24 protein-coding genes are annotated in these 26281 nt (G+C 69.5%); 12 read left to right on the top strand and 12 right to left on the bottom strand.

The genetic code is table 11. The features are described 5' to 3' along the window. Window positions 1–6 precede the first annotated feature (6 nt). The 5 genes from ACJ8AT_RS23950 to ACJ8AT_RS23930 form a co-directional block, all read right to left on the bottom strand. The gene (locus tag ACJ8AT_RS23950; RefSeq protein ID WP_407740152.1) at window positions 7–1185 is read right to left on the bottom strand and encodes a serine/threonine-protein kinase; all 1179 of its coding nucleotides are present in this window, start codon (window positions 1183–1185) and stop codon (window positions 7–9) included. 111 nt (window positions 1186–1296) lie between these two features. Continuing rightward, entirely contained in the window at window positions 1297–3090 is a 1794-nt protein-coding gene (locus ACJ8AT_RS23945; protein WP_407740151.1) for a serine/threonine protein kinase, read from the bottom strand. Next, complete coding sequence (locus ACJ8AT_RS23940) at window positions 3087–4001, bottom strand: DUF2381 family protein (protein ID WP_407740150.1); 915 nt, start codon at window positions 3999–4001, stop codon at window positions 3087–3089. Before ACJ8AT_RS23940 ends, ACJ8AT_RS23945 begins: the two co-directional genes overlap by 4 nt. A 68-nt stretch (window positions 4002–4069) precedes the next feature. Continuing rightward, window positions 4070–4981, bottom strand: coding sequence for a DUF3396 domain-containing protein (locus tag ACJ8AT_RS23935; protein WP_407740149.1), 912 nt, complete (start codon window positions 4979–4981; stop codon window positions 4070–4072). Then, complete coding sequence (locus tag ACJ8AT_RS23930; protein ID WP_407740148.1) at window positions 4982–5821, bottom strand: hypothetical protein; 840 nt, start codon at window positions 5819–5821, stop codon at window positions 4982–4984. Between the two features lie 123 nt (window positions 5822–5944). Here ACJ8AT_RS23930 and ACJ8AT_RS23925 point away from each other — a divergent pair, with 123 nt between their 5' ends. Further along, window positions 5945–6703, top strand: a complete 759-nt coding sequence (locus ACJ8AT_RS23925; RefSeq protein WP_407740147.1) for a DnaJ domain-containing protein — start codon at window positions 5945–5947, stop codon at window positions 6701–6703. Between the two features lie 24 nt (window positions 6704–6727). On the opposite strand, the gene ACJ8AT_RS23920 is transcribed toward ACJ8AT_RS23925, so the two are convergent. Then, window positions 6728–7714, bottom strand: coding sequence for an endonuclease/exonuclease/phosphatase family protein (locus ACJ8AT_RS23920; protein WP_407740146.1), 987 nt, complete (start codon window positions 7712–7714; stop codon window positions 6728–6730). Between the two features lie 301 nt (window positions 7715–8015). Here ACJ8AT_RS23920 and ACJ8AT_RS23915 point away from each other — a divergent pair, with 301 nt between their 5' ends. The 3 genes from ACJ8AT_RS23915 (at window position 8016) to ACJ8AT_RS23905 (ending at window position 10830) form a co-directional block, all read left to right on the top strand. Continuing rightward, the gene (locus ACJ8AT_RS23915; RefSeq protein ID WP_407740145.1) at window positions 8016–8561 is read left to right on the top strand and encodes a hypothetical protein; all 546 of its coding nucleotides are present in this window, start codon (window positions 8016–8018) and stop codon (window positions 8559–8561) included. Between the two features lie 202 nt (window positions 8562–8763). After that, window positions 8764–9606, top strand: coding sequence for an AAA family ATPase (locus ACJ8AT_RS23910; protein ID WP_407740144.1), 843 nt, complete (start codon window positions 8764–8766; stop codon window positions 9604–9606). Window positions 9607–9624: 18 nt separating this feature from the next. Next, window positions 9625–10830 (top strand): vWA domain-containing protein, encoded by a 1206-nt coding sequence (locus tag ACJ8AT_RS23905; RefSeq protein ID WP_407740143.1) that lies wholly within the window; start codon window positions 9625–9627, stop codon window positions 10828–10830. A gap of 121 nt (window positions 10831–10951) precedes the next feature. Here the strand turns inward: ACJ8AT_RS23905 and ACJ8AT_RS23900 are convergent, their stop codons facing one another. Then, window positions 10952–11335 carry a response regulator gene (locus ACJ8AT_RS23900; protein WP_407740142.1) on the bottom strand — a complete coding sequence of 128 codons (384 nt, stop codon included), beginning with the start codon at window positions 11333–11335 and terminating at the stop codon, window positions 10952–10954. After that, window positions 11335–12918: a PAS domain S-box protein gene (locus ACJ8AT_RS23895; protein ID WP_407740186.1), complete on the bottom strand. Its 1584-nt coding sequence runs from the start codon at window positions 12916–12918 to the stop codon at window positions 11335–11337. The genes ACJ8AT_RS23900 and ACJ8AT_RS23895 overlap by 1 nt, the downstream gene beginning before the upstream one ends. 404 nt (window positions 12919–13322) lie before the next feature. Between ACJ8AT_RS23895 and ACJ8AT_RS23890 the strand changes: the two genes are divergently transcribed. Together ACJ8AT_RS23890 and ACJ8AT_RS23885 are read left to right on the top strand one after the other, a co-directional pair. Beyond that, window positions 13323–14972: an amidase gene (locus ACJ8AT_RS23890; RefSeq protein ID WP_407740141.1), complete on the top strand. Its 1650-nt coding sequence runs from the start codon at window positions 13323–13325 to the stop codon at window positions 14970–14972. A gap of 106 nt (window positions 14973–15078) precedes the next feature. Continuing rightward, the gene (locus tag ACJ8AT_RS23885; protein WP_407740140.1) at window positions 15079–15513 is read left to right on the top strand and encodes an organic hydroperoxide resistance protein; all 435 of its coding nucleotides are present in this window, start codon (window positions 15079–15081) and stop codon (window positions 15511–15513) included. A gap of 49 nt (window positions 15514–15562) precedes the next feature. Here the strand turns inward: ACJ8AT_RS23885 and ACJ8AT_RS23880 are convergent, their stop codons facing one another. Both ACJ8AT_RS23880 and ACJ8AT_RS23875 read right to left on the bottom strand, forming a co-directional pair. After that, window positions 15563–15934, bottom strand: coding sequence for a DUF4286 family protein (locus tag ACJ8AT_RS23880; protein ID WP_407740139.1), 372 nt, complete (start codon window positions 15932–15934; stop codon window positions 15563–15565). 2 nt (window positions 15935–15936) lie between these two features. Next, complete coding sequence (locus tag ACJ8AT_RS23875; protein WP_407740138.1) at window positions 15937–16668, bottom strand: hypothetical protein; 732 nt, start codon at window positions 16666–16668, stop codon at window positions 15937–15939. A gap of 173 nt (window positions 16669–16841) precedes the next feature. Between ACJ8AT_RS23875 and ACJ8AT_RS23870 the strand changes: the two genes are divergently transcribed. From ACJ8AT_RS23870 to ACJ8AT_RS23860, 3 genes are all read left to right on the top strand, one after another. Beyond that, the gene (locus ACJ8AT_RS23870) at window positions 16842–18368 is read left to right on the top strand and encodes a GspE/PulE family protein (RefSeq protein WP_407740137.1); all 1527 of its coding nucleotides are present in this window, start codon (window positions 16842–16844) and stop codon (window positions 18366–18368) included. 24 nt (window positions 18369–18392) lie between these two features. Continuing rightward, window positions 18393–19127 (top strand): PEGA domain-containing protein, encoded by a 735-nt coding sequence (locus ACJ8AT_RS23865; protein WP_407740136.1) that lies wholly within the window; start codon window positions 18393–18395, stop codon window positions 19125–19127. A 164-nt stretch (window positions 19128–19291) separates the two neighbouring features. Beyond that, window positions 19292–21067 carry a two-component system sensor histidine kinase NtrB gene (locus tag ACJ8AT_RS23860; RefSeq protein ID WP_407740135.1) on the top strand — a complete coding sequence of 592 codons (1776 nt, stop codon included), beginning with the start codon at window positions 19292–19294 and terminating at the stop codon, window positions 21065–21067. Window positions 21068–21078: 11 nt separating this feature from the next. Here ACJ8AT_RS23860 and ACJ8AT_RS23855 read toward each other — a convergent pair whose 3' ends face one another. Then, on the bottom strand, window positions 21079–22767 hold the full coding sequence (locus ACJ8AT_RS23855) for an amidohydrolase (protein ID WP_407740134.1): 1689 nt from the start codon (window positions 22765–22767) through the stop codon (window positions 21079–21081). Window positions 22768–22945: 178 nt separating this feature from the next. On the opposite strand from ACJ8AT_RS23855, the gene ACJ8AT_RS23850 reads away from it, so the two are divergent. Both ACJ8AT_RS23850 and ACJ8AT_RS23845 read left to right on the top strand, forming a co-directional pair. Then, entirely contained in the window at window positions 22946–23851 is a 906-nt protein-coding gene (locus tag ACJ8AT_RS23850; protein WP_407740133.1) for an alpha/beta fold hydrolase, read from the top strand. A gap of 84 nt (window positions 23852–23935) precedes the next feature. Continuing rightward, complete coding sequence (locus tag ACJ8AT_RS23845; protein ID WP_407740132.1) at window positions 23936–24445, top strand: hypothetical protein; 510 nt, start codon at window positions 23936–23938, stop codon at window positions 24443–24445. A gap of 27 nt (window positions 24446–24472) precedes the next feature. Here ACJ8AT_RS23845 and rnz read toward each other — a convergent pair whose 3' ends face one another. Beyond that, a complete protein-coding gene (gene rnz / locus ACJ8AT_RS23840) occupies window positions 24473–25396 on the bottom strand; it encodes a ribonuclease Z (protein WP_407740131.1) in 924 nt (307 codons plus the stop codon). 118 nt (window positions 25397–25514) lie between these two features. Between rnz and ACJ8AT_RS23835 the strand changes: the two genes are divergently transcribed. Continuing rightward, entirely contained in the window at window positions 25515–26204 is a 690-nt protein-coding gene (locus tag ACJ8AT_RS23835) for a DUF2293 domain-containing protein (RefSeq protein ID WP_407740130.1), read from the top strand. The last annotated feature ends 77 nt before the right edge of the window (window positions 26205–26281 follow it).

Raw genomic sequence — 26281 nt, 5'->3', positions numbered from 1 at the left:
GCAACTTCAGGGGTGGCTGGACTCGGTGGTGATGGCGTCGGTGGGCAGGCGGGTGCAGTCCGGGAAGATTCCCGGCTCCCTGGCGGTGACGCGCTCCTGCCGCGAGCGGGCCACGGCCAGGGAGCTGCGAACTTCCTCAGCGGCCTCGGTCGCGCCGTAAGGCGTGGCGAGCACGGCCAGACACGCGCGCAGCTCCGCTTCCAGCTCCAGCGCGGTCGCGTGACGGGACGCGGGATCCCGCTGGAGCAGGCGCTGGAGGATGCCACGGAGGGGCTCGCTCAGCTGCTGTGTCACCCGCTCAATCTCCTCCGAGCCGTAGGTGGCTGCGCGGAGGATGAGCTCATCCACCTCCTCCGGGAGGTCCGCCTCGACGGCGGTGATCAGCGCGCCCAGCACCTGCTCCTTGAGGGGTGGGGTGAGCGCCTCCGGCGGCACGTCCAGCTCCGCCGAGTCGAGGTTGTAGAGGAGGCGCCACGTCGCCAGCTCCAGGAGGACCATGCCCAGCGAGAACAGATCCGAGCGCGCATCCAGGCTCCCGCCGAGCAGGGCCTCGGGCGCGGCGAAGTAGACATTGCCCCGGGGGCGCGGGAGCGTGGTGGGCCGGCGGTTCGGGAGGCGGGAGTGGGCCAGGCCCAAGTCCGTCAGCGTCACCTCGCCGAGCGGCCCCAGGGTGATGCGCAGGGGGTTGATGTCGCGGTGGAGGATGTGGAGCGGGTGGCCCTGCTCGTCCACGCGCGTGTGCGCGTGATGCAGGGCGCTGGCCACCTCCGCGCCCACGTAGAGGACGAAGGCTTCAGAGAACCGGGCCTCGCACATCATCGAGGCGGTGAGGAGCGTTTCGAGGCTCCAGCCCTCCACGAAGTCCCTGACGACGAAGAGGGTGTCCGGGGTCTCATGGCGCCCGAGGAGCCGCGCGATGTTCGGGTGCTGGAGGTACGCGGCCAGACGGACCTCCTCTTCGAGCCGCGTGCGGATGAGCTCTCGCGTGGCGGGGGCCACCTGGGTGAGGGGCAGGCGCTTCACCACCACCTGCCGCCCGATGGAGCGGCCTGTGCGCTGGCGCGCGAGCACGGTGGACTCGCCGTGGTGGCTGGTCTCCAGCTCCCGGAGGAGCTCATAGGAGACGTCGCCTTGAGAGAAGAGGATGAGGCCCTGGGGGTTCCAGGGGCGTGATGGGTGTGCCATGGGAAGCGCCTCCCACGCGTGGCGGCATGCCACGCACTGACACAACCATACTACCTGAAACATTGGATGGAAGGGAAGTGACCTCTTGGGTTACGCGTGTCCCGCCGGGCCTCAACGCCAGTGCCTGGCCCAGCAGGCATTCACGCTGTTCCTCATCTCGGCAGTGCCCTCTCGGGGACCGGGCCCCGATTTCGGGTAGCCCAGTTTGTGCCCGTTGTCGGAACACAGCTCCAGGCAGAGAGGAATGATGGTGCCATCTGGCAGGCGGGCGCGAGTGAACCGTCCAAAGACTCGGTCGCCCGGAGCGCTCACCCAGAGGTGGCCGTCCAGGAGGGTGCCCTCGGGGAAATGGCCCAGGTGTTCGATGGATCCAAATTTGCTGGTGATGGGGCCGTTTTCGAAGACCACGTGCTCCTCCGCATCGTCAATATTCGCGTCGGCCTGGACCCAGACAAACGGGCGATGCGGGTTCAGTTGACCGGCGTCTATCATGGCCTTCACGGCTTCCTCGGGGCATTCGCCGGGTTCAGGACGGAGCTGGACCGTGGCACAGCCCACCTTCAGGAACTCCAGCAGACCAATCAGCGCGGCACACTGCTTGAGGGTCGGCTTGGGACGGACGGAGGGAGGCACCTTCTGGGGCTTGCGTGCAGGTGTCACGGCGGAAGGGGTTTCTGGGGTGCTCCGAGAGAGGCTCACGGCGTTGTTCTCCTTCTGAGAGGGAGGGGAGGTGGACCCCAGCGGGGGTTGCTGGGGGGCTGGAGGCTCCACTGGCAGGTCCACCCCTCGCGCGAGCGGCTGCTCCTGGGGGGTGTGCTCCGCCTGAGCGGGGCGTGGCTCCTCTTCACGCCCGCGCGCACTGAAGAGAATGGCCCCAAGCAGCAGGGCCACCAACGCGGCTCCCAGCGCCGCGGCCCGAGGCCACCCCAGCCAGCCCAGGGTCTGGCGAGCCTGGGGCGGAGGTGCGGGCGCCGTGCGGCGGGCCGAGGGCGGGTACACCAGCGCATCCCAGGCCTTGTCCGGGTCTGCCTTCAGCTCCCCCACCATGCGGTGCAAGGCGCCCGCGGACGGGGGCCGGGCCCGGGGATTGGGGTCGAGCAGGGCCATGATCAGATCGCTCAGCGCCGGGGGCACGCGCGGGTTGACCTTGATGGGCGAGGGCGGCGGCAGCGTGTCGTTGTTGAGCGGCAGGCGCGGGTGCCTCCCTGTGGGCAGCGGGTCGGTCAGGAGGTCATACAGGGTGGCGCCGAGCGCGAAGAGCTCATCCGTCGCTTGGAAGCGGTAGCGCGCCTCGGGCTGGTGCAGGTGCTGACGCTCGAACTTCAAGGCCTCCGGGCTGCGGTAGCGCCGGGTGCCGGGCGGTACGGGGCCCTCCGTCAGCTCTTCGGCCAGGGGGTGGTCGCCCACGCTGAAGTCGGTGATGACGGGCCCGTGGTCACGCTGACGCACCAGGATGTTGGACGGCTTGAGGTCGCGGTGGAAGATCCCTATCTGGTGTGCGGTCTCCAGCGCGTCGGCCACAGGCTCCAGGAGCGCCACCACCTGGCGGAAGGTGGGGTGGGTGTGCTCCGCCCACTCGGCCAGCGTGTAGCCTTCCACGTAGTCCTCCACGAGGAAGAGGAAGCCCTCCTGAGGATGAGGCCAGTATCCGTGGCTCCACACCCGGACGATGTGGGGATGGTGGACCAGGCTCAGGCAGGACAGCTCGCGGCGGATGCGGGCATCCGTGTGGGCCGTGTCTCCGCTGTCGGCGCGGTGTTGCGCCATCTTCAAGGCGAAGAAGTACCCCCCCAGCTCGACGAGATACAAAACCCCGTAGCCGCCCTGGCCGAGCTTCTTCACCACGCGCCATCCATGGATGGACGTGCCCGGTGGGAGATTCGTGGGATCCGGCTGCGAGCTCATGGGCGAGCGGGCCTCCGTTCATCGAGCGCCAGGCTGGAGAAGAGTAGGCAGCGCGCCTCCGTGCTGTCGCACAGCGCCAGTTCATGCTTGGCGCCTGGCTCGTGGAGTGCGCCGGGGGCGGGCAACTTCAGCTCGATGGCGACGCTCGCTTGGGCCCCAGGGGCCAGGGCTGCCTGGGAGGGGAACACCACCCGCACCCGCACGCCCGGCGCGGCGGGCGTGAGCTGGGCTCGGACAGGGGTCCAGGGCGCCTTGCCCGTGTTCTGTACGTGGACGGTCAGCACCACCCATCCGCGCAAACGGTACGTCATTCCCTGGACTAGGTGGAGCATGGCCGGGGTGTCACGTACCTCTAGGTTCTCCCTCTGGATGTCTTCATCGAGGCTGTCGGCCAGCGCCAGGAGGCCCGGGCTGGCCTCCGCGTTTCGAGCCTGGAGATCCTCCAGCTCCCGGCGCTGGGCCTCGCAGTGGGCGAGCGTGGTGGCCAGCTCGCGCTCGCACGTCTCAGCGGAGCGCTCCGGGAGGGTGAAGTCCACCCGCGTATCCACCTCGCTGGGGTGGGAGACGAGCAGGAGCACGGCCTCGCGGCCATCCGCGAAGGTGAGGTGGAGGGCGAGGCGCTCGGTGGAGGCCAGCTCCAGGGCGGGCTCGAGGTAGAGGGCGCGCTCGCCCACGTCCAGGCGGGTGAAGCGCTCGCGGCCCTCCACCTGGGCGCTCGACAGAGGGGCGTTGAAGAACAGGGAGGTGAGCACGTTGGCGCCCACGCGGACCTGGGGCACGGGCTCGGCGGGGCCGCGCAGGAGCGTGGCCTGCCGTTCCTTCTTCTCGCGCTGCGGGCGAGGCTGGGCCGTGGTGGCGGCCGCCCACAGCAGGCACGCGCACGCGAGCCACGAGGTGCTGGGTAGGGACATTCCGGAAGGACCTCTCACGTTCAGCATAGCAGAACGCGCCGTGAGAGATTGCCGGAGCGGCAGAGCGCTCAATCGAGGAAGCGGCGCTCCCAGCGAGGAACGTCCTGGCGAGGCAGACCGGACATGCTGCCGATGGGCTCGCGGAAGAGCCAAGGCTCCAGCACGCGAGCCAGTTCGCGGTAGGCGGGCAGGGTATCGCCGCGCTCGGTGTCGCCCGCCTCGGGCCATGGGCCCAAGGTGATGAGGGCTCTGTCTCCGTCCATTTCCTGCACCGTGGTTCCTGGAGAGTGGAGGCGGGAGCGCAGGCCCTGAGCGCCCCCCAGCTCACCCAGGACAGGCTGGCCCAGGAAGGTCAGCCATTGGGGCCCGATGACTTGTGTGCCCAGATCCCAGCTCCGCGACTCCAGTTGGGGAATGTCCAGGCCTGGGTAGCGGAAGCAGTAGGAGGCGACACGGTGGTCGACTCCCATGATGTACAGGTCACCGTTGAAGGACAGGCCCGCATGGCCAGAACAGAAGGGCAAGGGTGCGGCCAGTTCCAGCGCCAGCTCACGCACACGGCCGGGACCGTGCGCTTCCAGGAACTCGACGGGCAGCCAGAAGCTCACTGCGCTGGTTGCGGTAGCTTTCTTGAGAGGGAAGGGGACTTCCCGGGCCTTGCCCCAATATTCGAAGCAATATCTGCACTCGAAGATGGTGTCATCGCGCAACTGAATGGCTGCTGAGGAGGGGTCATGCAATTCGCGCCAGATGCGCGCCCAACCTGCGTCATCGAGTGGCTGGGACTCCCCCTCTTCATCCGCATAGTAGCCGAGCGCCTGGCGGCCCACGGCGTCCAGATATAGCTCAAGCGAACGCTGCACCTTGGGTGCTACCTCAGCGTGAGGATAGCGCATGTAGAGAGTGATACTGAGCCCCTCGCGTACCAAGACAGCGCCGTTCTCTGCCTTGATGCGAATGTGTGGGTAATGCTCGCTCATTTAGAAGACTCCGAAATGGGGCTGCACGAGCAAGGGTTGTACGCCCAGCGCGTCCGCGTACAGCCTGCCTTGTGAGAGGTTTGCGTACGGATGTCCCTTGGGATACGTCCGCCAACGAGAGTGCTCGCCAGTGTTGACACAGGGGAATTTGAAATCAAAGACAAGCTGGACCTGGAGTGGGTTGCCCGGCAGGTTGATGACGAGGTCGGGCTCCAGGGTGCCGCGCAGCTCGACGCCGCGGCCCTGGGCGAGCAGGGCCTGCACCTCTTCTGGAGGGATGAACTGGGTCTCGCCGGTGCTGGGGTTGTAGCGGTAGCGGGGGGAGAGGGTAAAGCCGCCGGGCTTGAGTTGCCGCAGCCGCTGCTCGACACACTCGAGCGCCACCTTGTGCTGCTCGCGGCCCAGGAGCATGGCGCGAGTGACGGGCTGGCCCTGAGCGTCATGCTCCACCACCTCCAGGCACTCCTCACGGGTGGGGCTGCGTTGGAAGTGCCGGTACATGACATCCAAGCGAGCGGTGTTGGCGCATTCCGTCAGCGCCTGGCGGATGCGCCCTTCGAGCGTGGCGTCAATGGCGATCTGAACGACCTTGGCGACAGCGGCGATGTTGAGCGCGGCGGCTTGAGGGCCAGAGGCAGGAGGGATGCTGGGCAGCTGCTCGCCGGGCTGAGGCCGACAGAGGACCGGGGCATGGCGGCAACCGTTGGAAGCCGAGTCCGGAGACAGCGCCGGAGCTTGGTTGTACTGGCGGGGTGCGCCGTACGGAGTGGCGCAGGCGGTGAGCAGCACGCAGGCGGTGAGCACCGCTGCCCACGGGGAGGTTACACGCAGCAATCGCATCGGTAGCTGGCATGCTTCCATGGAGCCTGACCCCCGCGCCACCCGAGGCACCTCCTTCCCCAAGCAGTCAGGCACTCAGTCGGAAGTGCACAACATGGGGCGGGTGCGCGTAGGCTCTGCCCCGTGGTGCACGTCCTCTTCTTCTCCGACAGGCAGGTGCGCGACAAGCTCTTCGCCCTCGTGGATGGGACGCGGGGGCTGCTGCTCGTGAAGGGCGTGCGCCATGGCCAGAACATGCGCCCGCCCGAGGAGCGCGAGCCCTTCGACACGCTCGACGCCAGCTTCGGCCACTCCCTCACCCAGGTGCTCGTCGCGGACGAGGGCTCCATCGAGGGCATGTGGCGCGATCCGCTCGGAGACCTCGGCGCCCGGCTCTACCCGAACAACAAGGAGCAAGCCTACGCCGCGGCCAGCAACTACCTGCTGCTCGAGAACGGCCGGCCGCGCGCCGTGGTGCGCAAGCGCGAGACGCCTCGCGAGGAGCTCTGGTTCCTTCAGGAGGCGCTCAGCCAGCTCTCCCCGCGCATCCCTCCGCCAGATCCCGCCCGCAAGCCCGGCCCGCGCCGCGCCCCCGCCCCCAAGGGCTCCCGCCGCCCCGCCGCTCATGAGCCCACGCCGCCTCGGGGCACACGCGCCTACGCCCCTCGCGAGCCCGAGCCGCCTCCCCCGCCTCCGCCCCCCGCGCAGAGAGACCCGTGGACCGTGCTCGGCATCGCACCGGGCACCTCCAAGGATGAGGCCCGGAGGGCGTTCCGTACGCTCGTGGCGCAGTACCACCCGGACAAGGTGGCCCACCTCGCCCCCGAGTTCCAGGAGCTGGCCGAGCGCAAGACGCGCGAGCTCCTCGAGGCCTGGGAGCAGCTCGAGAAGTCCCTGCCCTGAAGCCGCCTTGAAGCTCAGTAAAGCTCAGCTCGCGGTGGAGCCGGGGGACGCGGCGGGCCCGCCGTCCTCCAGCATGAAGCGGGCGATGAGCGGCATGTGGTCCGACAGTCCATGGAAGCGGCTCGAGGTGTCCCCGAAGGGCCGCGTCTCCTCCATGTCCAGCCAGCGCACCCCCGTCCCCGAGAACAGGTGATCCAGGTGCATGCGCATGTGCATGAAGCCCGCGGTGGGGAACCCGCGGATGGCCGACGGATCAATCTGCCCCACGGCCACCTGCGCGCTGGTGAGCCGGGCCTCCTCGCACAGGTAGCGGAACACGGGTGAGGCCGGCGGCGAGTTGAAGTCCCCTCCCACGATGAAGGGCTCGCCCTGCGAGTGCTCCAGGAGCAGGGCCACCAGCTTGCGCGCCTCGTGGAGCTGGTTGACGCCGCGGCCCATCTTGTCCTTCGTCGACCAGAACTCCTTGGCGAACGGGGTGGGCAGGCTCAGGTGGGTGTTGAAGACGTGGAAGGCCCGCCCATCCTCCTCGCGCAGCAGCCGCATGTGCGCGCAGATGCGGCTCTGCTTGCGCTCCTTCAGCCGCTCCACATGGTGGTAGGTGATCTGCGCGGGCTTCTCCACGTTGTGGCGATCCACGCGCAAAGTTGTCCGGTTCACCAGCATGGCCAGCCCGGTGGTGTAGAGCGAGAAGCTCCCCAGCTTGTAGTGGTGCGCGGGGAAGTAGAACGCGTCGTAGGGCATCTCGCGCCCCTGCGCTCCGAAGATCTCCTCCATGCGGCCCATGAAGGCCTGGAGCTGCGTCTCGCCGGGGTGGCTGGAGCGGTGCGCCACCGAGCTGCGGAACGAGGTCGTCTCCACCTCCTGCATGCAGACGACATCCGGCAGCGGCTCCAGGGAGGCGATCGCCGCGGACACCCGGCGCTTCGGGCCCACGGTGCTCGCCAGCCCGCGGAGCGCGTGACCGAAGTAGCGGACGTTGTAGCTGACGATGCGCAAGGGTGTGTCGGCCATACCCGGGTGCGTGGAGATGGTGGATCCCCGTGACATTACCAACGCCGCCCGCACACGCGACCCCACAGTGCGTGCAGCCAACACTTCAGCCACCGTGCCTGCCAGGCGGCTCGCCGGGGGAGCCGGGCCTCCCGGGGGGCTCGGCGGGGAGGAGGCGGGTCTTTCCTTGCCTGCTTTGTGCACTGCCTGATACTTCGCAGCGGCCCTGGGCCCTGAGCCCTGGGGATTCCCGCCACGCGGGCCGGCCGCGGGCGGGTCGGGCGCCCAGGCGCCCTTTCACAGGAGTCCAAGAATGCGTTCCATGAAGTGGGCAGTTGCAGTCGTCGCGGCGAGCAGCCTCGTGGGCTGCTTCAACAACAGCCAGCCTTCCATCTACCGCGTGGCAGTCACTCCGACCGTCGCCCCCAGCAGCTGCTACAAGACAGCGCCGACCGGCACCCCCGACACGACGACGAACCTGGTCGACGAGAAGCAGTGGGTGATCTGGGAGGGCATCGACGACAAGTTCTACCTGGAGCCCGGCACCATCAACTACCAGATGGGCGAGGCCCAGCGCATCAACATCACCACCGACGCCATCGAGGGCGGCAAGCAAGACAAGCAGTACGTCTTCACCACCGTGCGCACGCAGACGGCGGGCACCAACGAGGTCTACACCACCTCGGCCACCTACACGTTCGATGAGCTGGGGAAGACGCTCCAGGGCACGCTGACGCTCCACTCCAGCTGCGCCGGCTCCAACTGCAGCACCACCAGCCAGACGACCTGCGACATCTCGACGACCTTCTCGGGCCGACAGATCTCCGGCGACCAGAACATCCAGTTCGGCAGCAACGGTGGGGGGTAGGCGCTCCCCCGCGGTCTGAGCCGCACCCCGAGGGCGCTGGAAGCCGGGCGAGCCGAAGACTCGCGAGGCCCCAGCGCCCTGGGCGTTTGGGCCGCTCGGGCGCCTCCCTGCTGCTTGGGGCGTGCTCCTGTCTCGGAGGCTCTCCGGGCGAGCAGGCCAGGCGCGCGCCGGGGCCGAGAATGTTAAAGGAGGGGGTAACACCATGACGCCCACCTCCTCCCGCTTCCGTGGCACCGAGAAGTACCTCTCCAGCGAGGGCCTCCAGGCCGCCGTCAACTGCGCGCTCACGCTGCAGCGCCCCCTGCTGGTGAAGGGCGAGCCCGGCACCGGAAAGACGCTGCTGGCCGAGGCCATCTCCGAGGCCCTGGGCCTGCGCCTCATCCCCTGGCACGTGAAGAGCACCACGCGCGCCCAGGACGGGCTCTACGTCTACGACACCGTGCAGCGCCTGTACGACTCGCGCTTTGGCGACGGGGACGTGAAGGACATTCGCCGCTACATCCGCCTGGGGCCGCTGGGCGAGGCCTTCTCCTCGCGCGAGCGCGTGGTGCTGCTCATCGACGAGGTGGACAAGGCGGACCTCGAGTTCCCCAACGACTTGCTCCACGAGCTGGACCGGATGCGCTTCCGCATCGTGGAGACGAACGAGGAGGTGGTGGCCACGCAGCGCCCGGTGGTCGTCATCACCAGCAACAACGAGAAGGAGCTGCCGGACGCCTTCCTGCGCCGGTGCGTCTTCCACTTCATCGACTTCCCGGACACGGACCTGATGCGCCGCATCGTCGGCGTGCACCACCCCGGGCTGGACCAGGCCCTGGCGGAGCAGGCGATCAAGGTCTTCTACGAGCTGCGCGGCTTCTCGCGGCTGCGCAAGCGCCCCTCCACCAGCGAGCTGATCGACTGGATCGCCGTGCTCAAGGCCAGTGGCCTCGAGAGCCTCAAGCTGGACGAGAGCCTGCCCTTCCTCGGCGCGCTGCTGAAGAAGGAGCAGGATCTGCTGGCGGTGGCCGAGGCGTTCGGCAAGGGCCGCCGGACGCGGGCCTGAGCCCGGAGAGCGCGCGCCATGTTCCTGCCCTTCCTCTACGAGCTGCGGCGGCGCGGGGTGCCGGTGGGCACGCAGGAGACGCTCGCGCTCGCGGGCGCGCTGCACGCGGGCCTGCATGACAGCAGCCTCGATGGCTTCTACCACGTGGCTCGCGCGCTGCTGGTGCACTCGGAGACGCACCTGGACGCCTTTGATCAAGCGTTCCTCTCGCACTTCAAGGGCATCGAGTCCGCCGGCCTGGAGCTGACGCAGGAGCTGATGGACTGGCTGCGCGAGGCGCGCGAGCGCCGCGACTTGACGCCCGAGGAGCAGGCCCTGCTCGACTCGCTGGATGAGGAGGCCCTGGAGCAGCTCTTCCAGGAGCGGCTGCGCGAGCAGCGTGAGCGCCATGACGGAGGCAACCGGTGGATCGGCACCGGGGGCAGCTCGCCCTTCGGCAATGGTGGCCAGGGACAGGCGGGCTTCCGCGTGGGTGGCACCGGCGGGCGGCAGGGCACCGCCATCTCCCAGGCCGGCGAGCGCAAGTACCAGGGCTACCGGGACGATGTGGTGCTGGACACGCGGCAGCTCGAGGTGGCGCTGCGCAAGCTGCGCGCCTTCGCTCGCGAGGGCGTGGCGGACGAGCTGGACATCGACGAGAGCATCAACGCCACGGCGAGGAACGCGGGCGAGCTGGAGGTGGTGACGCGGCCCCCGCGCCGGCCCAACACGCGCGTGGTGCTGCTGATGGACGTGGGCGGCTCCATGGATCCATACGCGGCGCTGGTGAGCCGGCTGTTCAGCGCGGCCAGCCGCGCCACGCACTTCAAGGAGCTGCGCACCTACTACTTCCACAACTGCGTGTACGGCCGGCTGTACGCCACGCCGCAGCTCACCGGAGGCACCACGGTGCCGGAGCTGATCGGCCAGGTGGGCAAGCACCACAAGCTGGTCATCGTCGGGGACGCGTACATGGCGCCCTACGAGCTGGGCATCCGCGCGGACGCCCAGGGGCACTACTCGCCGGAGGGGCTGGAGGGGCTGGTGTGGCTGATGCAGCTGGCGCAGCACTTCGAGCGCAGCGCCTGGCTCAACCCCGAGTCGCCCCGCATCTGGCCGGGGAGCACCATCGCCACCATCGCCCGCGTCTTCTCCATGTTCCCCCTCACCATCGAGGGGCTGGGCGAGGCCGTCTCCCACCTCACCAAGGGCCGCACGCTCAAGGGCTCCACCCTGCGCCGCTGAACCCCCGCCTCTAAGGATGCGGGCCGCGCTTCTGCCCGGGAAGGAAGCTCAGGTAGGTATTTATCCTACCCAAGTTTTCCACAAGTTGCTCCATGTAGGCGTAACAACTTTCACCCGAGCCTCAGCGGGCCTGCGCCCCTTCCGGGCAGTACCGCTGGGCGACCTGGACGAGCTCATCGGGCTTGAAGGGCTTCTTGAGGTACTCGGCCTTCATCTCCTGCGCGGTCTGGGCCACGTCCCGGAAGGCGGAGATGACGACGACGGGAATGTCGGCGAACTTCGGGGTGCGGAGCTGCTCCTGACGGAAGGCCCGGCCGTCCATCTTGGGCAACATGAGATCCAGCACGATGAGGCACGGCTGCTGGAGGGAGGCGCGCAGCTTGTCCAGGGCCTCGAGCCCGTTCTCGGCGCCGACCGGCTCGTACCCGTGGTCTTCGAGGATCTCCATCAGGCTCTCGCGGATCTCCAGATCGTCCTCGACGACCAGGACTCGGTGGGGGGACATCAGTGCAACTCCTCCGTCTGGGGGGTGGGCTCCTGGGCGGGGGCCCCGGAGGGGATGGGCAGGCGGACGGTGAAGCAGGCGCCTCCCTCGGGGAGGTTGCGCACGGTCACCATTCCATTGTGGGCCTTGACGATCTCGCGGACGACGTAGAGGCCGAGCCCCAGCCCGCCGTGGTGCCGTATCTCGGCCGCCCGCTCGAAGCGGTCGAAGATGCGCGAGAAGGCCGCCTCGGCGATCCCCGGGCCCTTGTCACTGACCTCGAGCACCGCGGTCTCGCCCTCCTGGGCGAGCGACACCCGGATGGGCGTCTCGGCCGCGTACTTGATGGCGTTGGACAGCAGGTTGTTCAGCACCTGCTCCAGGCGGAGCCGGTCCCACGTGCCCATGAGGGGCTGGTCCGCCTGGAGGATGAGCTCACACCCGGCCTTCGTGGCGACATCCCGGATGCGCTCGCAGATCTCGCGCACCGCTTCGGCGAGATCGAACCTCTGGGGCTGGAGATCGAACCGTCCGGTCGCGATGCGCGAGACGTCCAGCAGCGACTCCACGAGATCGCCCAGGCGCTCACTGCTCCGGGAGGCCCGGTCGAGCTTGCCGGCCAGCTTGGAGTCGAGCTTCTCCAGCCGCTCGCGCAGGCTGTGGAGCTGGAGCTGAAGCGCGGTGAGCGGCGTCTTCAGCTCATGCGAGGCGATGGACAGGAACTCGTCCCGGAGGCGCACCGACTCCTCCGCATGCGCCAGCCGCAAGCGCTCTTCCTCCATCCTGCGGCGATCGGTCAGGTCGCGCGTCACCTTGGCGAAGCCAATGTGGTGCCCCACGGAGTCGTGGAGCGAGGTGAGGACGACGCTCGCCCAGAACCGCGAGCCGTCCTTGCGCAGCCGCCAGCCCTCCTCCTCGAAGCGTCCCTCGCGCAGCGCCACCTCGAGCTCCCGCTCGCACTTGCCGGCCCGGATGTCCTCTTCCGGGTAGAAGCGGCGGAAGTGCTGGCCGATGATCTCCTCCGGGCGGTAGCCCTTCAGGCGCTCGGCGCCGGGGTTCCAGGTGAGCACCCGGCCCGTGGGATCCAGCATGAAGATGGCGTGGTCCTTCACGCCCTCGACGAGCAGGCGGAAGCGCTCCTCGCTCAGGCGCAGCTGCTCCTCCGTGTGCCGGCGCTCGGTGAGATCCCTCGTGACCTTCGAGAACCCGACCAGCGTCCCGGAGGCGTCCCAGATGGCCGTGATGATCACGTCCGCCCAGAAGCGGGTCCCATCCTTGCGCACGCGCCAGCCCTCGCTCTCGACGCGCCCCTCCTCCAGGGCGGTGCGCAGCAGCCGCTGGGGCAGGCCGCGCTGGAGATCCTCCGGCGTGTAGAAGCGGCTGAGGGGCTGGCCGATGATCTCCTCCGCCGTGTAGCCCTTGATGCGCTCGGCGCCGGTGTTCCAGCTCGTGATGATGCCCTGTGGGTCGAGCATGAAGATGGCATAGTCGCGCACGCTCTCGATGATCATGCGCGCACGCTCTTCCGCGGCCCAGACCCGTTTCTGGACATCGACCGGTTGCTTCTCAGCTGGCGGCTGGGCCGTGGCTCGACTCTTCTCCATCATTTCAGCTCCGAGCGGGGCGGCCTCTGTGCGTCAGGATGCGTACCATGGCTTGGGAGAGGCCCTGGATCCGTGCTGCGTCAATGGATGTGCGCAACTGTCCGGAATCTTCCATCCCACTCAATCTGGAGTCGGCGACCGCCGAATTCAACCCCATCCCTATTGGGCGCGGGCGGATTCATTGGATCTCTCTCACGAGAGCCATGATGACACGCGCGCCTCTACGAGAAAATTCCATGCCCCACTCTCGCAGGCAGTTCTTGACCCACACCGCGCTGGGAGTCGCAAGCGCTGTCACCGCGGGGACAACCGCTGAGGCGGCTGCTCCCGATGCAGGGGCTTCCGCGGCCCCTCCGCCGGGGGCTCCGCCAGCGTTTGGGACTGGACCCTCCGTGGGGCCGGGGGTGAGCGCGGCCACCTTCGCCGAGGCGGAGAAGCTGGTGCAGGTGCAGCTCACCCCCGCGGAGCGAGCCCAGGCGGCCAGCAACTGGAGCAAGTCCATGGCGCCGGTGTACGAGGCGCGCACCGGGCCTCGCAAGGTGGCGCTGGAGCCGACGCTCGCTCCGGCCTCCCGGTGGGATCCAACGCTCCCTGGGTTGAAGGCCGGCGCGGCGCGCGACCGGTTCGTGCGGAGCAAGGGGGGGGCTGGGCCGTTGCCAGCGAAGGACGAGGACATCGCGTTCGCTCCCGTCACGGCGCTCTCGCGCTGGATCGAATCCCGGGCGCTGACCTCCGAGCGGCTCACGAACATCTACCTGGAGCGGCTGCGGCGCTTCGATCCGAAGCTGCGGTGCGTCATCACCCTGACGCCGGAGCTGGCGCTCGCGCAGGCCAGGCGCGCGGATGCGGAGATCGCCGCGGGCAAGTATCGCGGCCCGCTGCACGGCATTCCCTGGGGCGCGAAGGATCTGGTGGACACCGCGGGCATCCCGACGACGTATGGCGCCGAGCCGTTCCGCGACCGGGTGCCCACCACGGACGCCACGGTGGTGGACCGGTTGCACCGCGCGGGGGCGGTGCTGGTGGCCAAGCTGAGCCTGGGCGCGCTGGCGCTCAATGACATCTGGTTCGGCGGCCAGACGAAGAACCCGTGGCTGCTGGAGGAGGGCTCGTCGGGCAGCAGCGCGGGGCCGGGGGCGGCGACGGCGGCGGGGCTGGTGGGGTTCTCGCTGGGCAGCGAGACGGGTGGGAGCATCGTCTCTCCGTCCATGCGCTGCGGAATCACCGGGCTGCGGCCCACCTATGGCCGGGTGCCGCGCACGGGGGCGATGACGCTGTGCTGGTCCCTGGACAAGCTGGGGCCCATGGCGCGCGGCGTGGAGGACACGCTGCTGGTGCTCTCGGCGCTCACCGGGCCGGACGCGGGAGACGTGGCCAGCGTGCCGAGCAAGCTCGACTTCGACGCCACCGCGGGCGTGAAGGGGCTGCGCGTGGGCTACTTCCCGGGCTGGATGGACAAGAGCCCGGCGACGGAGGTGGACCGGGCGGCGCTCGAGACGTTGAAGCGGCTGGGGCTGACGCTGACCGAGGTCCACCTGCCGGACTGGCCGTACAACAGCGCCCTGAGCCTCATCCTCTTCGCCGAGGCGGCGGCGGCCTTCGAGGAGCTCACGCTCAGCCACGGCGTGGACGCGCTGAAGATGCAGGTGGCGGACGCGTGGCCGAACCTCTTCCGCCAGGCGCGCTTCCTCTCGGCGGTGGATTTGATCCAGGCGGACCGGCTGCGGCGCAAGGTGGCGCAGGAGATGGCGCGAGTCATGGGCGAGGTGGACCTGCTCCTGGTGCCGTCGCTGCAAGAGGACATGCTGACTTTGACGAACTTCACGGGCCACCCGTCGCTGACGCTGCGCACCGGCTTCGTCGAGGTGGGCGAGGCCCGCAGTGACTGGGCGCCGGATCCGGCTCGGCCGTTGCCGAAGTTCTCGCCGAAGCGGCGGGTGCCGCATGGGGTGACGTTGATCGGACGGCTCTTCGACGAGGGCACGCTGGGGCGAGTCGGCATCGCGCTGGAGCGCGCCTCGGGTGTCGCGAGCGAGCGGCCCCCGGGGTTCTGATCGACATTTCCGCGCGGATTCGGTTGCAAGCGGTGGGGATCCTCACTACTTCGGGGGCGCCTTAGCTGCCGGCACCCCCTACCCGAAGTGAATCGAGGAAACCGTCATGGCTCCTGTCACCATCACCCCGCTGTACACCGCCACCGCCACCACCCAGGGAGGCCGTAACGGCCAGGTCCGCTCTTCGGACGGCGTGGTGGACATGAAGCTGTCGATGCCCAAGGAGCTGGGAGGTGCGGGCGGGGCGATGACCAACCCCGAGCAGCTCTTCGCGGCGGGCTTCTCCTCGTGCTTCGAGAGCGCGCTGCGGCTGGTGGCGGGCAAGGCGGGCAAGAACGTGAAGGACGCGAGCATCACCGCGGCGGTCACCATCGGCAAGACGCCGGACGGCGGCTTCGGGCTGGCGGTGGAGCTGAAGGGCAAGATGCCGGGCCTGTCCAAGGAGGAGGCCGAGAAGCTCATGCACACCGCTCACGAGGTGTGCCCGTACTCGAAGGCCACGCGCGGCAACATCGACGTGAAGCTCTCCGTCGAGACCTGATCCGCGCCCCGGGGCCTCTCCGCGGTGGAGAGGCCTCGCGGGGAGCGGGCTACTCGGAGGCGTCCGCGTCCGTGTCCGCGTCTGAGTCCACCTCGAACCGCGCCACCTCGGAGTAGATCTGCCGCCGGTGGCGGGTGACGTAGCCGAAGCGGAGCTCGGACTCTTCCCGGAGGCGCCGGGCCGCCTCGCTGGCGGTGTAGCGCTCCAGGGCGTCGGGTCCGGTCAGCTCGTAGTGGCACACGTAGCGCGCCCAGCCATCGTCCGCGGCGGTGGTGTCCTTCCACTTGCGGCACGAGACGAAGCCTGGCTGGCGTAGCACCTCGGGGACGTGGACCTGCTCGTGCCACTGGTTCCAGGTGTCCTCGGCGCTGGGGGCCACCTCGATGGTGACGATGTAGAGCGCGGGTTTGGGCTCGCTCATCTTCAGCTCTCCTGGCACGGGTTGAAGTGAGCCATGAAGGCCTTCACGGCCTCTGGGTCGCCCGGGGTGCCCTTCAGGTCGAGCTGCTCGATCGGAGCCTGGGGCGACGGATCCGGTGCCATCCACATCCCCGTGCGGAGCGTGGTCTGGTCGGGGCAGTCGAAGAGGACGACGGCGGTCAGCCCAGCGCCCGGTTTTGTCCCCTGGCTCTCCACCTCTCCCCGCTGGGCGAGGTAGAGCAGGCGGCGCCCGTCGAGCTGGAGCACCCCGCGGCCGATGATCTCCCGGGTGTTGATGTGGATGTTGTTGCGGGCGAGCACGGAGGGATCATCCGAGCGCCCCTCCATGAAGGCCGTGAGCTGCTCCCGGTCGTTCATCGTGGAGGCCTTGAGGTGGAAGTACATGAAGATGCGCTCGTCTCCCTTCTCCTTCCGGTGCTTCGCGGGGGCCTCGAAGGGACGGGTGCTGAGGATGGCGGTGTCCATGACCATGGGCACGCTGAGCGCCATGATGGCGTTGTAGCCGTCAGGCAGCGCCTGTGCGCCCAGCATCTTCTTCACCCTCTCGGTGCGCGTGATGGGGTTGGCCATGTCCTCCTTCATCTCTTTGATCTTGCTGACGCCGAACATGACGGCGGCCACCGTGCCGCCGATGCCCAGCAGCAGCAGGACTCCGCAGCCGATGCCGACATAGAGCCACGGCGAGGTCTTCTTCTTCTGCTCAACGGGTTGCATGGTGTTCTCCCCTCAGGGGGCTTGATACACCGAGCCCCTTCCGAACCCCAATCTCCTGGAGCCCTTGGAGGACGATGGCCGTGGAGCCGGAGGGCCTGCTCGGCTGGCCGCTCATACGGGCCCGCCGCTGGATGGAATGGACGGCACTCGGGTGGTAGGGTTTCCCCCATCCCATGACTGCGCTGATGAGCAAGGCCACCCGCGGGCTTTGGACCCTCGCTGGAGGGGTCCTCGTGGCCGGTATCGCCTCCTTTGTGCTCCGCCACGTGTCGCTGGGCCTGGAGCCCGCGCTGAAGGTCGGCGGGCAGTACCTCCACACCGCGCTCACGCCGCTGGTGTTCCTGAGCGCGGGGCTGACGGTGGCCCTGGCCATCGGGGGTGGGCTGGTGGCCAACGTGGCGCGCCGCGCGCCTCCGCCGCTGGCGAAGCGCCCGGCCCTGTCTCCGCTGGAGGTGGTCAACGAGGACGTGGCCATCGCCGTGCGCGAGATGCTGGTGGAGCTGGGCCAGTACCTGCGCACCGTCGCCTCCACGCCGGATCCGGACATCATCGCCTTCATGGGGACGTTGATGGACGGGGCCATCCGCCTGGGCGCCAGCGACGTGCACATCCACCCGCTGGAGGCGGGCACGCGCATCGCGTTCCGCGTCCATGGCGTGCTGGAGGAGGTGCTCACCTTCCCCCGCGAGCACCACCCGCGCCTGATCAACCGCATCAAGGTGCTCTCCAAGCTCACGCTCTACAAGCTGGACAAGCCCCAGGATGGGCACTTCGCGCTCTCCACCCAGGAGGGGCCCGCGGACATCCGCGTCTCCGTGCTGCCCACCAACCATGGCGAGGCCGTGGCGCTGCGCATCGCCCGCACCGGCGTGCGGCTGCCCAAGCTCACCGCCATCGGCTTCCCGGCCTCGCTGCGGGAGAAGTACCAGCACATCCTCGGGCTGCCCCAGGGCGTCGTCTTCGTGGCGGGCGCCACCGGCAGCGGCAAGACGACGTCGCTGTATGCCTCGCTCGGCTACATCAAGGAGTCTCGTGGCGAGCTCACCCGCATCGCCACCATCGAGGATCCCGTCGAGTTCGACGTGCCCCTCTTCGCGCAGACGCAGGTCAACGCCGAGCAGGGCTTCACCTTCGCCCAGGGCCTGCGCTCGGTGCTGCGCCAGGATCCGAACGTCATCATGGTGGGGGAGATCCGCGACCCGGAGACGGCGCGCACCGCCATCCAGGCGGGCCTGAGCGGCCACCTCATCCTCACCACCATCCACGCGAACTCGGCCTCGGGCGTGTTCAACCGCCTCATCGAGATGGGGGTGGAGCCCTTCCTGCTGGCGTCCGCCACGGTGGCCACCATCTCCCAGCGTCTGGTGCGAGCGCTGTGCCCGCACTGCCGCGCGCCCACGACGATCAGCCCGGAGGAGGTGGCCCGGCTGGACTCGGTGGGGCTGGCCAGCGGCACCTTCTATGGCGCGGTGGGGTGCCAGAAGTGCGGTGGCAGCGGGTTCCTGGGCCGCACCGCCATCTACGAGATGCTGCCCGTCTCTCCGGCCATCCGCGACGCGATCAACACCAAGGTCCCCACGCCGCGGCTGCAGGAGATCGCCATGAAGGAGGGGATGGTGCCGCTGCTGGCGGCGGGAGTGGAGCGCGCGCGCGCCGGGGTGACGACGCTGCGCGAGGTCTTCCGAGTGGTGGGTGGTTGAGCCTGAGGGGCGGGGAGCAGAAACGTGAGCAACGCGCAGCAGCCCAAGAAGGACTTACTGTCGCCCGAGGGTGAGCAGGGCAGTGACGAGATGAAGGACGCCCTGATGGGGCGCTCCCAGGAGGTCGAGCACGTCCAGTCGCGCTTCTCCAACCTCCAGCTCCCGGGGGATGCACCGCCGGAGCCTGGAGCCGGCCCTTCGGGGCGCACGGGCTCGCACGGGACGGTGTCAGTCCACCAGGAGCCGAAGGAGAAGGTGGGCACGTTCCTGCCCTCGACGGAGGGGGGCGCCTGGAACGTGGCCGCCGCGCTGCGGCTGGGGGCTGCGGGCTTCGGGCTGATGACGGCGGTGCTGTTCGTGCTGCCGGAGCTCACCCGCTCGTTCCAGGAGCAGCGGCCGGTGGCCGAGGCGGCCATCCAAACGACTTACAAGACGATCGCGCCAGTGCTCGACACCCCGGCGCCGTCGGTGGATCCGGAGGAGGCGATCACCGAGCAGGCCGCGTCCTTCGAGGGTGCCGCCATCCTGGTGGTGGAGGCCGAGCCCGCGAGCGCCTCGGTGCGCGTGGATGGCAACGATCAGGGCAACACGCCCGTGTCGCTCACGCTGGACTGCATCCCCGGCAAGCCCATCAAGGTCGAGGTGACTCGCAAGGGCTTCGAGCGCGCGCAGCACGTCACGTTCTGCCGCCTGAACACGATGATCAAGCTCTACGCCCGGCTGCGAAAAGCGGAGAAGGCACCCGGCGCACCGAAGTAAGCGCCTCACTCTTCATGGCAACGTCTTCCTCCGCTCAACCTCCCCCGCCCGCCCCAGAGCCCTCCAGGGCGCAGGCGCAGCGCCCCCGGCGGTCCGAGGCTCGCTCCTGGTTCCTCGAGCGGCTCGACTCCCTGCTCTCACAGCCCTTGAGAGAGGCTCCCCCCTTGGAGCTCGTCCGCCACCGGGTCATGGTGGGCGCCGCCTCTTTCCTGCTCCTGTTCGACCTGCTGTTCGTGCTGTGGTCGCTGGGGACGTCGGCGTCAAAGGCCACGCGCGTGACGGCGATCCTCGTCGAGCTGGGCTACCTGGGGACGCTGCTGCTGGCGCGCAGGGCCCGGCGGCCCGAGGCCCCGGCCATGCTGTTGCTGGTGACGCTGTCGGTGGGGATGGTGGCGGGCATCTTCACGCTCCACACCCCCTATGGCGGAGCGCACGCCGCGGCCATGCTGCTCCCCGCGCTCGCCGTGTACCTGACGAGGCCACGCTGGGCCCTGCCCATCACGCTCCTGCTGGTAGCGAGCCTGGGCGTGGCCCACCCCCTCTACCGCATGCACCTGGGCCTCCCCGCCGAGGAGCTTACCGATCTCTGGTTCATGCACCTCTTCGCCAGCGTCTCGCTCGTGGGGTCGTGGGGGCTGGCCGCCCTGCACGGGATCGCGCGGGACTCGGCGCAGGCCTCGCTGGAGCGGACGCTGAGGGAGCTGCGTGAGAGCGAGCGCAAGCTCAGCACCCTCATCGAGAGCACCGACGACGTCGTGCTCTCCCTGGACATGGAGGGGCGGGTGCTCGCCGCCAATACGGCCACCAGGCGGGTGTTCCAGGAGAGCTTCGGGATGGAGCTCCCCATGGGACAGCCGCTCTTCCCGCAGGGCGGGGGAGTGCTGGGCAAGGTCTGGGGGCCTCGGCTCGCCCAGGTGATGCAGGGCCAGAGCCTGCGCCTGGAGGAGGAGATCCCTACCCCGAGTGGCCGCATCGTCGTGGACGTCAGCATCAACCCCATCCTCGACGAGGGCGGGCGGGCCGTGGGGCTGACCCTCTTCAGCCGCGACGTCACGCCCCGCAAGGAGGCGGAGGCCCGGCTGGGAGAGATGCACCGCACCCTGGTGGATGTCTCGCGCCAGGCGGGCATGGCGGAGATTGCCACCGGCGTGCTCCACAACGTGGGCAACACGCTCAACAGCGTGAACATCTCCACCGCGCTCGTCACGGACCGGCTGCGCAAGTCCCGCCTCACCGGCCTGCTCAAGGCCACGCGCCTGCTGCGCGAGCACGCCGCGGACGTCGGCGGCTTTCTGACGGGTGATCCGCAGGGCCAGAAGCTCCCCCAGTACTTCATCGCCGTGGCCGAGCAGCTCGAGGAGGAGCGCGAGGCCGTGCTCCAGGAGATGGGAGCGCTGGCCGAGAGCGTCGAGCACATCAAGTCCATCGTCAGCATGCAGCAGAAGCACGCGCGGACCGCGGGGGCAGTGGAGGAGATGTCCGTTCCGCAGCTCATCGACGAGGCGCTGCGCCTGCACGCCATCTCCTTCGAGCGCTTGGGCATCCACATCGAGCGCGACTACGCCCAGGTGCCTCGGGTGCTCGTGGATCGGCACAAGCTGCTGCAGATCCTCATCAACCTGCTGAGCAACGCGCGGCACGCGCTGGTGGCCAGCGCGGGGCAGGCGCAGGGCAAGCGCCTGATCATCCGCGTGCAGCAAGTGCCCGAGTCCGCCCAGCTGCGCATCGAGGTGAGCGACAACGGGGTGGGCATCGCCCCGGAGAACCTGCCGCGCATCTTCACCCAGGGCTTTACCACCAAGAAGGAGGGCCACGGCTTTGGCCTGCACATCAGCGCGCTGGCGGCCGAAGAGATGAAGGGCCGGCTCTCGTGCAGCAGCGCCGGCCCGGGCCAGGGGGCCACCTTCACGCTCGAGCTGCCACTGGAGGTCGCGCAGTAGCGCGCTGGGCCTCAGGGCTTGGAGGCGCTGTAGAGCTCGGCGCCGCCGACGACGGTGCGCAGCACCTGGCCCTTGAGGAGGTCCGCGGGCGGCGCGTCCACCGGATCCACCGAGAGGGCAACGAAGTCCGCGTCCAGGCCCGGCTGGAGCCGGCCGCGCACCTTCTCCGCGAAGGAGGCGTAGGCGTTGCCCACGGTGAAGCCCTCGAGCGCCTCTTCTCCGCTGAGGCGCTGATCCGGGAACCACCCGCCCGGCGGCTGGCCCGCCGCATCCTGCCGGGTGCGCGCGGCGTAGAGGCCCGCGAGCATGTCCGGCCGCTCCACCGGGAAGTCGCTGCCGAGCGCCAGCGGAGCGCCCGCGGCCTTGAGGCGCTGCCATGCGTAGGCGCCGCGGATGCGCTCGGGCCCCAGGCGCGCCTCGGCCCACGGCATGTCGCTGGTGGCGTGGGTGGGCTGCACGCTGGCGATGAAGCCATTGGCGCCCAGCCGGGTGATGTCCTCCAGGCGTAACACCTGGGCGTGCTCGATGCGGTGGCGCCCGGAGCGTACGCCCTCGGGGCCAGCCACGCGCAGCAGCGTATCGAGGACAAGCGTGTTGGCCCGATCGCCGATGGCGTGCGTGGCCACCTGGAAGCCCCGGCCGATGAAAGCACGCACCCGCGCCTCGTACTCCTCGGGGCTGAGCAGGAGCAGGCCGCGCTGGGAGGGCTCGTCACGGTAGGGCTCGTGGAGCGCCGCGCCGCGGCTGCCGAGCGCTCCGTCCATCAGGAACTTCACAGCGCGCATCGTGAGCTTGTTGCCCTGGAAGGGGCCCAGCTCGAGGTACTTCTCCCGGTCGGGGCCCATGCCGTCCGCCATGGCGTAGACGCGCAAGGGGAGACGGCCCTCGGCGTCCCAGCGCTTGAGCAGGTTGAAGGTGCGCAGGCTCATGCCCGCGTCATGGACACCCGTCATCCCGTTCCTGGCACACGTGGCGAGCGCCGCGGAGAGCTGCGCCTCGAACTGCTCGTCCGTGGGCGGAGGCATGACCGCGTCGACGAGATCCATCGCGTTGTCGACGAGGACACCGGTGGGCTCGCCGTCGGGGCCTCGGTGGATGCGCCCGCCCTGAGGGTCCGGCGTGTCCCGGGTGATATGGGCGCGGCGGAGGGCCTCGCCATTGACCCAGAGCGCGTGGCCGTCGATGCGTGACAGGGCCACGGGCGTGGAGGGCCAGAGCACATCCAGCTCGGCGCGAGCAGGGAAGGCCTTCTCCGGCCAGTCGTTCTGATCCCACCCGAGGCCAATGAGCCAGTCTCCCTGGAAGGCGGAGTGAGGCGCGGACTTCAGGCGCTCGAGCACCTCCTGGCGGGAGCTCGTCCCCACGAGCGCGACGGCGGAGAGGGCCCGGCCCAGCCCCGAGAGGTGGCCATGGGCATCGGTGAGGCCCGGGACCACGGTGGCGTCCCCGAGGTCCACCACGCGTGCGTCACTGCCCGCGGCGGAGAGCACCTCGTCGCGGGTGCCGGTCGCGAGCACCTTGCCATCACGCACGGCGAGCGCCTCGGCCACCGGGCGGGAGGGGTCCAGCGTCCGCACCCGGCGGGCGACGTACACAACCGTGGAAGAAGCGGAGGGCGCCGAGTCGGGAGCGCGATGGGTGCAGCCCGCCACACAGGCCAGGAGAACCACCGCCGAGAGGGCACAGCGGACACGTTGCATCGAGACACCTGTCATGAATCCACCCCGGACATCGGGGCGAGGGCGCGCACTCTGGCTCACCCGGCCTGTGCTGGCTACATGGCGATGCGTCAGTCCTCGGCACTTCGCTTGTATGGCGGAGGACGTCCCGCCATTCCCGCTGCCCGCGGCGAACCCGGGGCGGTTAGGTTCAGCCTTCATGGTTCCACTCGCGTCGCTGTCCATCCCTCTGCCGTCCCTGCGCATGCAGGCGCTGGAGGCGGGGCCCGCCAATGGCCCGCTCGTCCTCCTCCTGCATGGCTTCCCGGAGCTGTCCGAGAGCTGGCGCGAGGTGCTCCCGGTGCTCGGCGCCGCGGGCTTCCGAGCGGTGGCGCCGGACCTGCGCGGCTACGGCGGCACGGATCGCCCCAAGTATGGGTATGACCTGGACACGCTGGCGGCGGACATCTACCAGCTCGCGCGGTACCTCCAGCCAAGCCGGCCCGCGCACGTGGTGGGGCACGACTGGGGCGGAGTCATCGCCTACCACCTGGCCGCCCAGCACCCCGAGGTGGTGGACCGCCTGGCCGTCATCAACGCTCCCCACCCGAGGGTGATGGCCCGGCGCATGTGGAACCCGGCCCAGCTGGCGCGCTCCTGGTACATGTTCTTCTTCCAGCTGCCGTGGCTGCCCGAGCGCAGGCTCTCCCAGCACGGGGGCGCCGCCGTGCCGCGCGCCATCCGCCGCGCCCTGGTGGACAAGTCCCGCGTCTCCGAGGAGCGCTTGAAGCCCTACGCGGAGAACTTCGCCAAGCCGGAGGCTGCTCGCGCGGCGCTCGCCTACTACCGCAACAGCCTCCGCGGCGCGCTGACGCCCTGGGGCCTGCGGAAGTTGCTCCGCGGCTACCCGCGCATTCGCGCTCCCTTCCTGCTCCTCTGGGCCGAGGAGGACATCGCCCTGGGGCGTGAGCTCACCTATGAGCTCGAGCCCTGGTTCGAGCACCCGCCGCTCGTGCGCTACCTGCCGGGAGTCGGCCACTTCGCGCCCCTGGAGGCGCCCGAGCAGGTGGCGACGCTGTTGCTGGAATTTCTCGAAGACAGGGCACCCGCCTCCGAGGCTCGCTGAATGCTCGCGCTGCGGGTCTCTTGGCTCGGGGGGAGGCCCATGATTGAACGGAGGGGCATCTCTCTCCAACCCTGGAGCCAAACCATGACGCTGATGAAGTCCCCGCTTGGGTCCACCACGCTGCTGCTGCTGGCCACCCTGGCCCTCACCACGGGCTGTGCCGCCAACCGACGGGAGACGTATCTCCAAGAGAAGGCGAGCACCTATGTCTTCCGCAGGCCCCTGTCCGAGGTGTGGCCCAAGGCCAAGGAGGTGCTGACCGATGAGGAGTACACCTTCACGGAGGCCAAGGGCGGCTTCGAGATGACGACGGACTTCCAGATGGAGGGCGCGCCCTCGTCCCTGGGCACCTCGTACGCGCGCTACCTGGTGCGCGGCATCGAGAAGGGCCCGGGCCAGTGCTCGGTGGAGTTCCTCAAGCAGTCGCGCGTCGAGTCCAAGGGCGCCCATGACACCAACACCGGCGCGGATGCCGAGCTCGCCGCCTCCACCTCCACCAGCCGCGACCTCGCCATGGAGTGGAAGCTGATCCAGAAGGCGGACCCCGAGACGGCCAAGGCCTGGGAGACCGAGGCCGCTCAGACGATCCAGTAGGCAGCCCCCGCGAGCCCGGTGCCGCGCTCAGTCGCGCAGCGGCACTTCCACGGTGAGCCCGTCATGGGCCACCTCCACCGGCCCCTTGAACTCCTCGCGCGCCTGCACGAGCAGCTTCGAGGGGTCGGTGTCGTGCCGGCTGGACAGGTGCGTGAGGATGAGGCGCTGGGCGCCCGCCTCGTGCGCCACCCGCGCCGCCTCGCGAGCCGTGGAGTGCCGCGTGCCTTGCGCCCGCTCCTGCTCGTCATCGCTGAAGGTGGACTCGTGGATGAGCAGGTCCGCGTCCTTGGCCGCCCGCGTCAGCGCGGCGCACGGCCGGGTGTCCCCGGAGATGACCAGCCGCCGCCCGCGGCGCGCCGCTCCCAGCACGTCCTCGGGCCGCACCGTGGTGCCGTCGGCCAGCGTCACCGGCTCGCCGCGCTGCAGCTTGCCGAAGTCCGGCCCCGAGGGCACCCCCAGCGCCTTGGCCTTCTCCACGTAGAAGCGCCCGGGCCGGTCGTCCTCCGCCAGCACGTACCCGAGCGCGTTGATGCCGTGCTCCACGCCCACCGCGTGCACCGTGTAGCCGTTGCGCCGCACGCTGTCGCCGTCCCTCAGCTCGTGGATCTCCACCGGGAAGGCCAGCGCCTCCACGCCCAGGTACACCGCCTGGTGCAGCATGCGCTTGGCCGTGGGCGGGCCATAGAGGTGCATGGGGTGCTCGCGGCCCATCATCCCCAGCGTGCGCAGAAAGCCGATGATTCCCAGGTAGTGGTCCGCGTGGAAGTGGGTGAAGAAGGCGGCCTCCACGGTGAAGCCGGTGCCGAAGCGCACCATCTGCCGCTGGCTGCCCTCGCCACAGTCGAAGAGCAGCAGGTCCGTGTCCACCTTCACCGCCAGCCCCGAGAGGTTGCGGTGCAGCGTGGGCTGCGCGGCCGAGGTGCCAAGGAAGGTGAGCCTGAGGAGGGACATGGCGGCTGGGTCAGGAGAGGGTACGCGGGCGCGAGCGTGGCGGCCATTTATCAGGTTGCGACGCCCCCGTGCTTCCCCGACTGACTCCGGGTGCGCTATGCAGCCGCGCTCTTGTCCCATGCCTGACTCCCTGACTGTCGCTCCCACCTCGGATCCGCGGCGCGTGCGCGCGCCGGATGGCACCCTCCTCACTCCGCCCGCCGGCTGGGCGCTGTTGCCTCCTGGTGATGCGGGGCTCACCCGCCGCGTGAAGGCCGCCGGGCCCACCTGGACAGTGGTGGAGAAGAAGGGCCGCAAGACGTTCTCCCGGGGCGTCTGGGCCCCCGAGGCTCACATCACCGCCGCCCGGGCGGAGCTCGAGGTGGAGCGCGCCACCCCCGCCTATGCGAAGCGCCGCGCCTCGGATCAGGCCCGCCGCGAGCGCGAGCAGGCCGAGTACGAGGTGGACTTCGCCAACGCCGTGCTGCGCTTCCTCGCCTTCGCGCCCACCTTCACCGCCCACGCCAAGCGGCTGGCCGTGGTGGTGACGGCGCACGCGGCCCCCGTGGGCAGCGGCACCGTGGCGCGCACCGAGCGCATCCCCGTGGAGCGCCGCGCCGAGGCCGCGGTGATCGCCTGGCTGCGCCACCAGACCACCCGCTATGACGACCTGCGCATTGCCCGGGTGAAGGGCGCCCGCCGCGAGGTGCGCCGCGAGCTGGCCGAGGTCTCCCGCGCGCTGCTGGACGCGCACCGCCGCGACACGCCCCACACCCCCACCCCCTGCCCGCTGTGCTCGGCCCTCGAGAACCTCCCGAAGCCGGGATGACGGCCCCTCTCTTTTCGCGGGGTTATGCGCCGCCTCGGGGGCTGGGCTGGACTGTCCGATAAGCCTGACCCGTGGGT

It is taken from the genome of Hyalangium sp. (assembly GCF_045802625.1).
Taxonomy (GTDB): domain Bacteria; phylum Myxococcota; class Myxococcia; order Myxococcales; family Myxococcaceae; genus Hyalangium.
The sequence above is the reverse complement of the archived record's forward strand: the minus strand, read 5'-3'. Positions and strand labels throughout refer to the sequence as shown.